Here is a 12936-nt window from a genome sequence, read left to right as displayed (position 1 = left end):
CATCACCGCGCGCGCGTTCCGCTCTAGAAAAACCGCGCGAACCGCCTACGCGCGCACATGCGCGAGCGGCAGGCGCCAGCTCGTCAGATCAACCGGCAGGCCCTGCACATGCGACCGTGCCGCCATCACGTCCTTGCCCGTGTACAGCCATGCGCTCGCCGCGTCCTGGCTCACGATCCGGTCGAATGCGCGCAGCTGTTCGCGGTACGACACGAAGTCGGTCTGCGCGAGCGCCTTCGCGTACTGTTCCTGTGCGGCGCCGTTCTGGTAGCCGAACATCGCGCTGCCGTCCACGAACCGCGTGTAGTCGTGCGGGTCGTCCATCTCGATCAATGCGCATGTATAGTCACCCGCCTCCACGCGCGAGGCGAGCGTGGCCGAATCGACCACTTCGAGTGTGACCGGCATCGGGATCGCCGCCATCTCGTCCACGATCCGCTGCGCCAGATCGCGGTGCGCCTCGTCGGCGAGCAGTGTGAACGGCGCGAAATAGCCGGCTGCGAAATACCAGCGCATCGACTGCGCGCGCTCCAGGTCGAAGGGGAACAGCGCGTTGAGGTCCTCATATCCGGGCTGCAGCTGCGAGATCGGGCCGCTCAACTGCGCTTTCGCATCCGGCTGCGCGCGCGCGATCTGCGCCGCGTCAATCGCGAAGCGCGTGAACTGGCGCACCTGTTCGTCGGAGAACGGGCTGCTGCCCGCATTGTTGAACGCCACGAGCGTCTTGCGCGTGCTGATGCCGTCGCTCACCTGCACGCCGTCGATCTTCGCGATCTCACTCGCCGCCTGCGCGCCCTGCGGCAGCGCCACGTCGAGCGAGCCGTCGCGCATGCCGCCCACGAGCGCCTCGTCGCTCGGCATGTACCGCAGCGTCACGCGCGCCAACGCCGGCTTGTCCTGCCAATAACGCTCGTTGCGCGCCAGTTCGATCGTGTCACCGGTGAACGAGCTGACGGTGAACGGGCCCGAGCCATACGACGCGTGCGCGAAATCGGCGTCGTGCGCGTTCGGGTTGACGATGACGCCCGCACGGCCGGCGAGCGCCTCAAGCAGGCGCGGGTTCGGCTCGTGCAGCGTGATCACGACGGTCGTCTCGTCGGGGTTCTCCACGCCCGCCACATGCGCCATGTCGTCCGCGCCCACCTGCCTGTCTTGAATCGTGCGCTGCAGCGAGGCGACGACGGCGCTCGCGTTGAGCGGACTGCCGTCGGCGAACGTGGCGCCTTCGCGCAGCTGGAAGGAGTAGCGCAGGCCATCGGTCGACTCGCTCCAGCGCGCGGCCACGTTCGCGCTGATTGCGCGCTCGCCGTCCATGGTGACGAGCGTCTGGTACACGTTGTCGACGAGCGCCTGCTCCACCGCGCGCTCGCTGTTCGTGCGGATGTCGAGCGACGACGGCTTGTCGCGCAGGCCGACGGTGATGTGCGCGCCCGAGCGGCCCCCGAACGGCGAGCCGCCGTGCGGGCGCAGCAGCAGGAACACGCCGCCCGCGGCGAGCGCGAGCACCACGAGCACCACGGTGAAGACGATCCACGGGCGGACTGATGAACGGTTGCGATGGGTCATGGCACCCGAGTCTAGCGGCCGCGGCGGCCCGCGGTGCGCGGCCGGCGGCGTTTGCGTGCGGCCATGGCCTCGCGCTCGGCTTCGAGCTCCAGGAAGTGCGCGGCGCTCGGGCAGCTGCGCCGCAACGGGCAGCGCGTGCAGTCCGGGCGGCGCGCCATGCAGATGTTACGGCCGAAGATGATCAGCCGGTGGGACAGGTCGGTCCATGTTTCGGGCGGGAAGCACGCGGTGATCTCACGCTCGATGTCTTCGGGCGAGGCGTTCGGTTTCATCCAGTCGTCACGCCAGTGCAGGCGAGCGGTCACGCGGATCACATGGGTGTCGACGGGGAACGACGGCTTGCCGAACGCGTTGCCGAGCACCACGTTCGCGGTTTTGCGCCCCACGCCGGGGAGCGCGGTCAGCGCGTCCATCGATTCGGCGACCTGCCCGTTGTTGGTGGCCACGAGCGCCTGCGCCAGTTCGATGATGTGCTTGCTCTTCATGCGGTAGAAGCCCAACGGGCGGATGATGCGCTCCACGTCCGTGATGTCCGCGGCGGCGAGCTCCTGCGGCGAACCGTATGCGGCGAAGAGCTCGGGGGTGACCTGGTTGACGCGCTTGTCGGTCGTCTGCGCGCTCAGCACGGTGGCCACAAGCAATTGGAACGGCGAGTCGAAGTCGAGCTGGCATTCGACGACCGGGATGAGCTCGCACAATGCCGCATATTCGCGGTGCATGCGCGCGGTGCGCGCGCGTTTCGATTCGGTTGCCATCATGATCCTTCCCGCAGCTTGCGCCATTGCCTGCAAGCGTACTCGCCGTGCTGCGGGCGGCAACCGTCGGGGCGTGTTATTTCTCGGCGGGGGAATGTTCGGCGGCCTCTTTGGCGTGCTCCTGCGCCTCGTCGTTCTCTGGTGGGTCGAAACGGTAGCCCACGTTGCGCACCGTGCCGATCACATGCTCGTATTCGCCGCCGAGCTTGGCGCGCAGACGGCGGATGTGCACGTCGACCGTGCGCGTGCCGCCGTAGTAGTCATAGCCCCACACCTCCTGCAGCAGCTGCGCGCGCGTGAACACGCGGCCCGGATGCTGCACCAGGTATTTGAGCAGTTCGAATTCCTTGTAGGCCAGGTCAATCGGGATGCCACGCAGGTTCGCGGTGTAGCCGTTGGTGTCCACGATCAGCTCGCCCGAGCGGATCAGCCCGTCCTCCTGCGCGTCGGCCTGCTGCGCCGTGCCGTTCGTGGCCACGGTGTATGTGTTGCGGCGCTCCGAGACAAGGCGCAGGCGGCCTTCCACCTCGGCGGGTGAGGCGCTCGCCACGATCACGTCGCTCACACCCCACTCCGCATTGACCACGGTGAAGCCGCCCTCGGTCAGGATGAGCAGGATCGGCGTGGTCAGGCCGGAGGCGTGGATCATGCGGCACAGCGTCTTCGCGTTCGCCAGGTCGTCGCGGCTGTCGAGCAGCAGGATCGTCTGTTCGGGCATCTTCACCAGGCTCGCCGCGTCCATCGGCAGCACGCGCACACGGTGCGACAGCAGCGCGAGCGACGGCAACACGGTCGCCGGGTCGGGGGAAGTGGTCATCAAGGTCAGATCCATCACGTCATACCCCTTTGGTTTCGGTTCGGCGTCAGTCCCGCGGCGGCGCTCGGCGGCGTGTGCGTCACGCCGCTTCGGCCATAGTGTAGTTGGTCACAGTCTATCGGCGCAGCCGTATTTCGCGATGAGAACGCGCGGGCGAGACGATTGGCGGCGGCGGTGTTGTGAGGGGGCGAGACTAGTGTGGTGCGCATATGGATGCCGCCGCGCCCAGCGCCGCAGGCAACGCCCCAAGGTTCGAAGGTGACGATCATGACCGAAGCCCAATCCGTTCCCCAGCCGCACAGCGACATGCGCGCCCGGGCGCCGCAGCGCCCCTTCACATGGCCCCTCGCCGTGCAGGCGGCCGCCTACGTGGTGCTCGTAGCGTTCGCCTGCCTGCCCGGCAGCGGCGCCGTCTCGTCGTCCACATTCTCGGTCACCGCGTTCGCCGTGGCGGCGATCATCGTGCTCTTCGCGTTCTTCTGCCCGTTGCGCGACGGCGTGCCCGGGCGCGTGACCGCCGTGGTGCTCGGGTTCGTGGCCATGGTGTGCGCGTCCACGCCGTTGTTGGGGCAGTTCGTGTTCGAGCGGCAGGGCGCTCCCCACGCCGGCACGGCCAACGCGCAGTATTACAACGCGGCCGCTTGGTGCGCGGGCGTGGCCGGCCTGCTCGTCGTGCTCGTCGTCGCGGCGTTCATCCGCCAGATGGCGCGGCCGCAGCGCACCGACATGATCGTGCAGCTCTCGCATATGGTCACCGACGGCGTGGCGTCGATCGCCGCGTCCGGCTGGTGCTTCCTGCCGATGCTCTTCCATGAGGCCTCCGCCGCCGACGTGTGGCGCATCGTCTGTGTTGTGGTCGTGGTGGCCGGGGCCGTGGCGCTCGCCGTGGTGTCACGCCTGTGGTACCGCGAGGCGCAGCCGCTGCCGGGGGCGCGCGCGGCGTGGGTCGGGTTCGGATTGCTGCCCGTGATGCTGACAGGCGCTTTGGTTGGTATTGCCGCTTTGGTAATGTGGCTTGTGTAATCGTTCAGAGATGACGATTGCCTCTCGAGATAAGGAACTTAATGAGCCCCGTCGAACCGCATGGTCCGGCGGGGCTCACCTTATGGGTAGGTCGTGGGGCCTAGTGCGCCGGGCCCCACAACGCGTGTCAGTCGTTCAGGTCCGCGTCGTGCTCGGCGGCCTGCTTCTGCGCGAGGCGCTCGCGGGATTCCTTGATCTCCTTCTCCGCGGCGGCGGCGTCCGCCCAGTAGTCGCCCGGCATGACTTCCTTGCCAGGCTCGAGGGCCTTGTACTGCTCGAAGAAGTGCTTGATCTCGGCCTTGTGGTACTCGGAGACGTCGGCGATGTCCTTGATGTTGTCGTAGCGCACATCGGCCGGCACGCACAGCACCTTGTCGTCGCCGCCCTCTTCGTCGACCATGTGGTACAGGCCGACGGCGCGGCATTCCACGATGCAGCCCGGGAACACGGAATCGCTGAGCATCACGAGCGCGTCGAGCGGATCGCCGTCCTCGCCCAGGGTGCCGTCGATGTAGCCGTAGTCATCCGGGTAGCCCATCGCGGTGAACAGCGTACGGTCGAGGAACACGCGGCCCGAAGCCTGGTCCACTTCGTACTTGTTCTTCGATCCGCGCGGAATCTCCACAACGACGTTGAAGGTCTCTGCCATGGTAATTCTCCTTACAAGTTGAGTTGGTACCCCTACAACCATACACCGCGCGTGCGCCGCGCGGTGTATGGCCGATCATCAGTATTCGACGCTCAGGATGTGCGCCACGTCGGCCCACGGGGCCAGCGAGACGAAGTTGTCCCAACTCCAGTCGAACGTGCGGTCGGTCAGCAGGTCGCGCACGCGGTACGTGCGGTCGGCCGGCAGGCCAAGCGCGTTGAGGTCGACGTGGATCGACGACTGCTGTTCGTGGTAGCAGTCGAGATTGACCACGATGAGCAGTGTGTCGGGCTTGCCGTCCGCCGTGTACTGCGCCGGCGTCTGGCGCGCGAACGCGACGATCGCCGGGTTGGCGCTCGGCAGAACGGTCAGCGTGTGGTAGCTGCGCGTGGCCGGGTGCGCGGCGCGGATGCGGTTGAGCGAGGTGAGCAGTTCGGCGATGCCGTACTCCACCGCGCCGCTCCAGTCGCGGGCGCGGACTTCGGTGCGCTCATTGCCGAGCGCGGCGGCGCCGTCCGCGATCACGTTGTTCTCCATCAGCTCGTAGCCGTTGTAGATGCCCCAGCTCGGCGAGCCCATCGCGGCGAGCACCGCGCGCACAGCGTGGCCGGCCACGCCGTTGTCGCGCAGGTAATCGCTGAGCACGTCGGGCGTGGCGGGCCAGAACGTGTTGTGCTGGTAGAAGCCGCCTTCGCCGTTGGTTTCGGTGAGGAACGCCTCGAGCTCCTCCTTCGTGTTGCGCCACGGGAAATAGCTGTGGTTCTGCGTGAAGCCGGCGTAGGCGAGCGCGCGCACGAGCGCCGGGCGGCTGAACGCCTCGGCGAGGAACAGCACCTCGGGGTGCTTCTTCGTGACCGCGGCGAGCACATCCTGCCAGAAGCGCACCGGCTCGGTCTGCGGCTCATCGATCTGGAACGCGGTCGCGCCGGCCTCGATCCACACGTCGATGATGCGTTCGACCTCACGCTCAAGGCCCGTCAGGTCGTTGTCGAAGTCGAGCTCGTAGAACGGTTCGGGGTTGCCCTGCGCGTCGAGCGCGTGCATGAACGAGCCGTCGGCGTTGCGGCGGAACCATTCGGGGTGCGCGGCGACCCACGGGTGGGTGGGCGCGCAGCGCAGCGGCAGGCCGAGGGCCACTTCGATCCCCAGCTCATGCGCGCGTGCGCAGAAGGCCTTGAAATCGTCCATCGAACCGAGCTCCGGGTCCACGGTGTCGTGGCCGCCGGCCGCGGTGCCCACCGCGAACAGGCGCGCGTCCGGTGCGCTGTGGTCCATGGGGAAGACGGCGGGCAGGTACGCGATGGTGAAGCCTTCGCTCTTGGCGCGCTCAAGGCCGCTGACGGCGGTGCGCAGCGTGCCGGGCGTCGTCTCGCCGCGTTCGTTGACGGTCGCGCCTTCGGAGCGCGGGAAGAACTGGTACCACGCGCTGAAGCTCGACTTGGGGCGTTCCACGTGGAACACGCGGTCGCGGCTCGCCGTGAGCCCGTCGCGCAGCGGGTTGGTGGTGTGCAGGGCCTCGATCTCGTCGATCTGCGCGATGGCGAGGCGTTCGGCGGCGGGGATCGTCGCGTCGAGCATCTGCTTGGCGGTCTCGCGCAGCACCTTGCGCTGCGTGGCGTCCAAGCCGGCGTCGCGCGTGGCGGCCCAGCGCGTGAGGATCTCGGAGCCGCGCACGATCGCGCCTTCGGCGTCGGCGCTGCCGGCGTCGGCGTTCACGCGGGCGGTGGCGTCGAGCACCCAATCGGTGTAGGTGTCGGCCCAGCCCTCAATGGCCACCTTCCAGTTGCCGAGCTGGCCGAGCACGTCGGCGAAGCCGTCGTCCCACGGCGCCAGGTCGGTGGGGGAGCCGGCCTGCAGCGTGGCGGTCCAGATGTCGAGCCCGGTGTTCGTCTGGGTCATCGGCACGCGGGCCATCACGCGGCCGCGCGGGTTCTTCAGCACGGCGGTCGCGCGCACGGTGGCGCGACCTTCGAGGAACACCTGTGCGCTCACGGTGAACGGTTCGCCGAGCTCCACGCGGGCGGGGAACACGGCGTCCTGCGCGTCGGGGCGCACATCGAGGATGTTGACGCGGCCGAACAGGTTCGGCTCTTTGGCGGCGATGACCGTGGGTGGCATGGCGCCCGAAGCCTTCGCGGAAGTCTTGGTGCGGGTCTTGGCGGCGGCACGCGGCTTGCGCGCGGCGCGGGTTGCTGTGGTGGATTGGTCCTGAGTGCGCTCTTCGGCGCTAGTGGTTTCTCTCATGGCTGCCATTGTAGGGGCACGAACGAATGAATGGCGTTACGCAGGCGTAAACGGTCCCGATATGCGGGCTTTTATACGTGGGAAATGTGGATGACCGGTGCGGCGATAGTGCGCCGTGTGGATGGGCTGCCCGTGCGTCCACACCGCCCTGTGTCCACATTTCGGGATTCCTCCGGCCGTCCGACCACACCACCTCGCCCCGCTTTCGCCCCGATGGCCGCGGTGCCATGCTCGAAGGCACATGCGTGGGGCGCCGCAACGGAGCGGGCCGCCCCATGGATCTGGCAATGGAGCGACGGAAGGATCATCATGACGGCACATGGCACACAACAATCGCGAATACCACAACGGTTGCGCAGACAATTGCGCAGACGGTTATGCAGTGGGTTGCGCACCGCATTGGCGGCATGCGTGGTGGCTGTATTGGCTGCGGCTGCGCCGTTGGGCGCGGCAGTGGCGGCCCCTGGCGAGATACTGACCACAGCCAAATCCCAGGATTACTTCATATATACACACAACGGCGGCACGTATTGGATGGGGCCGGTCGGCTATGATTCCACAAGCACGCGGTACTACTGCATCGAGGAAGCCATGCCATCGACCATGCGGATCGGCTCGGTCTCCCCGCTGCCCGATTCACCGCAGAACCGGCAGCTCGCGGCACTGCTGCGCAAATACCAGCATGCGCACAACAGCGACTACACGCAGACGGCGCTCGCGATCATCATGCATGACGCCTTCGATACCACCACTGGCGTGGCAGGATGGGCCGCGACCCGCGAGACACTGCAGCAATACCCGCAGTTGTTCAAGCGCGCGGACGAGCTGCTCGCCGAAGCGCCGCTGCTTGTGCCACAGACGATGGCGTTGGAACTGGAATACGACGACGTCACGCGCACCGGCACCGTGCGCGTGCGGATCCACAACAGCAATGGTGACCCCGTGTCCGATGTGCCGTTCACCCTCGCGATCGACGGACCGGCGCGGTTCGGCAACGGGTCGGCCACGGTCAGCGGCACGTCGGGCGACTATACGACGATCGTCACATGGCACGCCACCGGCGATGGGCCGGTGACCGTGTCCGGCAGCGCGACACTGCCGTCGATCGACCGCATCGTCAGCTCGCAGGACATGGTCGCGCTCGGCCCCGGGTATGCGCAGGCGCTCGACGAGGTCACCACGCCCGTGCGCACCACGTTCAACCCCACGATCAGCACGCGGACCTCGCCGAAATCAATCGACACCGGCGCGCCGGTGACCGACGACGTGCAGGTCAGCGCATTGCCCGGCAGCGGCGCATGGCCGCGCGGCGCGCACGTCCACGCGCGCGGCTGGTATTTCGGCGGCCTGCCCGTAAGCGCGCTGGGGGAGCGGTACGTGCCGAACGCGCACGCCACCGCGCCCGAGTTCCTCGAACAGCTGGCGCGCGCCGGATACGAGCCGTGCGCGTTCGCCGAAGCCACGTTCGGCGCCAGCGGGCAGACGGTGCATGTGCAGGGCGTGCGCGAGCCGGGGTCGGACGAGCCATACCTCGCCGAACAGGGCGGATTCGGCACATGGGTCTGGGCGATCGAACGCGAGCGGCAGAGCCGTGACGTGCGCGAACTGCTCGTGAGCGACGTGATCACCGCATTCATGGACCCGAGCGAAACACACGCCGTGCGCGCGCCTCTCACCGTGGAGTCGCGCGTCGTGGAAGCCGCCGTGCGGCCCGGCGCGCAGATCGCCGACGTGATCCGTGTGGATGGATTCCCCGATGAGCACGGTGACTGGGCCGGCGGCGGCGAGTACGGCATGGACGCCGACATGCCCTACGCGCAGGTGCGCGTGTGGTGGGCCGGCAGCGGAGACGGGCAAGACGACGGCGCATACGAACCCGCCGACGCGCGGGAACCGGAGGAAGACGACCACCACATACTCATCGGCACATGGGAATACGAGGCGGTCAACGGCGAGATCCATGTCGGGGGAGGAGCGCCCGACGCGCACGGCAGCCCCGTGGAAATCACAGCCGAACGGCCCGGCTGGTACGTGTTCGTCTGGGAATTCGCCGGCGACGGCCGCGTCCAAGCCGCCACCAGCTCGTACGCCGACCCGCAGGAACGCGTGCTCGTGCGCGTGGAGCCTGAGCCCGAGCGCACCTTCGAAGCCGTGCCGGCGGTGGAACCCGAACCCGAAGCACCGCAGCCGCCGGTGCTCGCCGCGACCGGCGTGAGCAATGCATGGCCCATCACCTTGGGACTGCTCACGTTGCTCGCGGCGGCGATCCTGGTGGTGCGCCACAAGCGTGAGCTCGAAGACGGGGAGTGATCCCGCGTCACGCTGTCAGAGGGAGCGGCCGCCAAGGCCGCGCGGCCAACGGTAAGATACACGGTAGCTGAACGAACACCCCGCCACCATGGCATGGCGGCACGAGCAGAGGATGGCATGAACACCACAACACAAGCACCGCACCCCGCCCCGCAGGCCGGCTCCACAAAGCAGAGCGTGGAGCCGCCTGCGCGGTTCGACTGGATGCAGGTGGTGCGGCACATGCTGTTCGCGTGCGTGTGTGGAGTGGTGTGTGGATTCGCATCGATCGTGCTGTGCCTGTTCGTGGGGGCCGCGCGAAGCCTGTTCGAACGCGCGCCGTGGCTCATCTGGCTACTGCCGGTGATGGGCATCGTGCAATTGCTCATGTACAGGTGGTGGAAGCTGCCGCTCAACCTGACGACCGACGCGATCATCGAGAAGATGCGCGCCGGCGACCACCTGAGCGCGCTGCTGGCGCCGGGCATCCTGTTCTCCACGGGCATGACGATCCTGGGCGGCGGTTCGGTGGGCAAGGAGGCCGGGGCGTTGCAGATCGGCGCAAGTCTGGGCACGACCATCTCCAAGCCGTTCCGCCTGCACAACATCCTGCGCCGAGAGGACCATGACGACACCTACGAGATCAACCGGTATGTGGCCTCCACCGGCATGGCCGCCGCGTTCTCCGCCCTGTTCTTCGCCCCGCTGGGATCGTGCATGCTGGTGCTCGAGCTCATGCGGTTCACGCAATTGCAGTACGTGTCGTCCATGCTCATCGCATGTTTCATTGCGTTCCTCATTTCCAACCACTTCGGCATCGGCGACATCATCCACACCGTGCCGGTGCCAGTGGCCTCATGGCGCATCATCGGCGTGTGCATCGTCATCGGCATCGCCGCAGCAGTGGCGGGCAGCGTGTTCTCCATAGCCATACGCCTGCTGCAGGCGCTCACCATGCGCATCCGGCACGATTATTATGTGTGGGTGATCGTGGGCGGCCTGTTGTTCGCCGTACTCGTGACTGTGTTCGGCTGGTGGCGGTTTACCGGCTCGGGCGGCGCGATGCTCAACGATGTGCTCAACATGCCCGATCTGTCGGCCGATTTCGCCATCAAGATGCTGCTGACCGTGCTGTGCCTCGGCATGTGGTTCAAAGGCGGCGAGATCATGCCGTCGTTCTGCATCGGCGGCCTGCTCGGCTCGGCGTGCTTCGCCATGACCGGCACCGACCCGCTGTTCGGCGCCGCGCTCGGCTCGATCTGCTTCCTCGCCGCGCTCAACCGGTGCCCGATGTCCGCTGTGCTGTTGGGGAGTGAGATCTTCGGATGGGGCATGTTCCCGTTCCTCGCGGTGGGCGTGGCCATCGCGTTCCTCTTCGGCTACCCGGTGGGTATGTACGGCGCGAGCATCGACGTGCTCGCGCGGTCGGGCTGGCACCGGTTCTTCTCGAACATCCGCGCCTCCGTGGCGAGCAACGAGGTGCACGACGACGCCGGATTCACCGATTTCGTGATGGCCGCCGGATCCGCGCTGCAGCATGTGGCCGGGTCGGCCGTGCTCGCCGCTGAGAGCGAGGAAATCCGGGAACAGCGCCGCCGACATAAGCACCGGCATGACGTGAACAAGAGCAATTCGCGTTGGCACAACGATGCGCAGCACGGCGATGGAACGGGCGCCCGTCCATGACAGTCCATGAGCTGTAGGGCTACAGTTATTGCGCTTATTGGGAAAAATACGCTAAGCGCTTGGCTGCCGGGAAAACAGATTGAACCACCTTAGAATCGGGGTAGCAACGTTTCGATAGGAGGAAGTTCATGACTGACGAAACAACAACCACCCCGGTGCAGGGGCAGAATCTCACTGATTCCCCGCACTACCTGGCCCAGGCGCTGATGGCGAACGGCATCAAGAATATGTATGGTGTCGTCGGCATTCCGGTGACTGACTTTGCGCGTATCGCCCAGGGCATGGGCATGCGCTACATCGGCATGCGCCATGAAGAGGACGCTGTGAACGCAGCGGCAGCGGAAGGCTTCTTGACAGGCAAGCCAGCCGTGGCGCTGACCGTGTCCGCACCGGGCTTCCTGAACGGTCTGGCGGCCATGCTCGAGGCCACCACCAATGGCTTCCCGGTCATTATGATTGGCGGCTCCTCGAGCCGTAACGTCGTAGATATGCACGAAGGCGAATACGAGGGCCTTGATCAGATGAGCTATGCGAAGGCATTCTGCAAGGAATCCTTCCGCATCGACAAGATCGAGGATATCCCGCTCGCCGTGGCACGCGCCATGCACATCGCGTGCTCCGGCCGCCCGGGCGCCGTCTACATCGACTTCCCGGATGACGCCGTGGCACAGACAATGGATAAGGATGAGGCTGCAGCCAAGCTGTGGACCGCGAACCAGCCGGCACCGGTCATGCCGCCGGCACAGGCGTCCATTGATGAAGCCCTCAAGTTGCTAAGCGAGGCCAAGAACCCGCTCATGCTCGTGGGCAAGGGGGCCGCCCTAGCACAGGCTGAAAACGAACTGCAGGAATTTGTCAAGAAGACCGACATCCCGTTCCAACCGATGTCTATGGCCAAGGGCGTCATTCCAGACGACGATCCGCACAACACCGCTAGCGCCCGTAGCCTCGCGCTACGCTCCGCCGACGTTGTGCTACTGGTTGGTGCACGTCTCAATTGGATGCTGAACTTCGGTGAAAAGGGATGGAACCCGGACGTCAAGTTCATCCAGATTGAGATCGATCCGAACGAAATCGAGAACACTCGTCCAATCGCCTGCCCGATTGTCGGTGACATCAAGTCCGCCATGGCCATGCTCAACGCTGGACTCGAGAAGACCCCTGTCAAGGCTTCCGCTGAGTGGCTCGGCGCCATTCAGTCCGAATCCCAGAAGAACGACGAGAAGTTCGCCGCGCGCATCAACTCCGGCAAGGTGCCGATGGGCCACTACGACGCCCTGGGCGCAATCAAGAAGGTCTACGACCAGAACAAGGACGTCATCCTCACCAACGAGGGTGCGAACACGCTCGACGACTGCCGTAACATCATCGACATCTACCAGCCGCGCCATCGCCTTGATTGCGGCACGTGGGGTGTCATGGGTTGCGCAGTCGGCTATTCCATCGGCGCCGCCGTGGCTACCGGCAAGAAGGTGCTGTACATCGGCGGCGACTCCGGTTTCGGTTTCGACGGCATGGAAGTCGAGGTAGCCTGCCGCTACAACCTGCCGATCACCTTCGTGGTGCTCAACAACGGTGGTATCTACCGCGGCGACTTCGAGAACCTTGGCAAGGACGGCGATCCGTCCCCGCTCACGCTCTCGTATGACGCTCACTACGAGAAGATGATCGAGGCGTTCGGTGGCAAGGGCTACTACGCCACCACGCCGGACGAGGTCGAGCAGATGGTCGGCGAGGCAATCGCCTCCGGCAAGCCGAGCTTCGTGCATGTGCAGCTCGCTGACTACGCCGGCAAGGAGTCCGGCCACATCAGCAACCTCAATCCGAAGCCGGTCGTGGGTCCGCTCGCGACCTCCGAGGTGACCGCCGACCCGTACATCGAGGGCGCACATATGTGATCGATGCCT

General features: G+C 66.3%; 9 protein-coding genes. 4 read left to right on the top strand and 5 right to left on the bottom strand.

Annotation, left to right across the window (positions count from 1 at the left end; genetic code table 11):
* Positions 1-45: 45 nt before the first annotated feature.
* From PG2093B_RS07855 to PG2093B_RS07845, 3 genes are all read right to left on the bottom strand, one after another.
* Complete coding sequence (locus tag PG2093B_RS07855) at positions 46-1566, bottom strand: ABC transporter substrate-binding protein (protein ID WP_129898007.1); 1521 nt, start codon at positions 1564-1566, stop codon at positions 46-48.
* Between the two features lie 11 nt (positions 1567-1577).
* Positions 1578-2321, bottom strand: coding sequence for an endonuclease III (nth, locus tag PG2093B_RS07850; RefSeq protein ID WP_129898048.1), 744 nt, complete (start codon positions 2319-2321; stop codon positions 1578-1580).
* Between the two features lie 76 nt (positions 2322-2397).
* The gene (locus tag PG2093B_RS07845; protein WP_338326808.1) at positions 2398-3153 is read right to left on the bottom strand and encodes a response regulator transcription factor; all 756 of its coding nucleotides are present in this window, start codon (positions 3151-3153) and stop codon (positions 2398-2400) included.
* A 252-nt stretch (positions 3154-3405) separates the two neighbouring features.
* Here PG2093B_RS07845 and PG2093B_RS07840 point away from each other — a divergent pair, with 252 nt between their 5' ends.
* A complete protein-coding gene (locus tag PG2093B_RS07840) occupies positions 3406-4161 on the top strand; it encodes a transporter (protein ID WP_129898006.1) in 756 nt (251 codons plus the stop codon).
* A 127-nt stretch (positions 4162-4288) separates the two neighbouring features.
* Here PG2093B_RS07840 and PG2093B_RS07835 read toward each other — a convergent pair whose 3' ends face one another.
* Both PG2093B_RS07835 and PG2093B_RS07830 read right to left on the bottom strand, forming a co-directional pair.
* Positions 4289-4810: an inorganic diphosphatase gene (locus PG2093B_RS07835; protein ID WP_118239681.1), complete on the bottom strand. Its 522-nt coding sequence runs from the start codon at positions 4808-4810 to the stop codon at positions 4289-4291.
* 78 nt (positions 4811-4888) lie between these two features.
* Entirely contained in the window at positions 4889-7063 is a 2175-nt protein-coding gene (locus tag PG2093B_RS07830; RefSeq protein ID WP_431520221.1) for a maltotransferase domain-containing protein, read from the bottom strand.
* A gap of 402 nt (positions 7064-7465) precedes the next feature.
* Here PG2093B_RS07830 and PG2093B_RS07825 point away from each other — a divergent pair, with 402 nt between their 5' ends.
* The 3 genes from PG2093B_RS07825 to oxc all read left to right on the top strand — a co-directional run bounded on the left by PG2093B_RS07825 (position 7466) and on the right by oxc (position 12927).
* On the top strand, positions 7466-9364 hold the full coding sequence (locus PG2093B_RS07825; protein ID WP_165369747.1) for an LPXTG cell wall anchor domain-containing protein: 1899 nt from the start codon (positions 7466-7468) through the stop codon (positions 9362-9364).
* A gap of 117 nt (positions 9365-9481) precedes the next feature.
* Positions 9482-11029, top strand: a complete 1548-nt coding sequence (locus tag PG2093B_RS07820) for a chloride channel protein (RefSeq protein WP_242502870.1) — start codon at positions 9482-9484, stop codon at positions 11027-11029.
* Between the two features lie 128 nt (positions 11030-11157).
* Positions 11158-12927, top strand: coding sequence for an oxalyl-CoA decarboxylase (gene oxc / locus PG2093B_RS07815; protein ID WP_129898002.1), 1770 nt, complete (start codon positions 11158-11160; stop codon positions 12925-12927).
* Positions 12928-12936: the final 9 nt, after the last annotated feature.

The sequence above is a fragment of the Bifidobacterium pseudolongum subsp. globosum genome (assembly GCF_004155535.1).
Classification (GTDB): Bacteria; Actinomycetota; Actinomycetes; order Actinomycetales; family Bifidobacteriaceae; genus Bifidobacterium; species Bifidobacterium pseudolongum_C.
The sequence above is the reverse complement of the archived record's forward strand: the minus strand, read 5'-3'. Positions and strand labels throughout refer to the sequence as shown.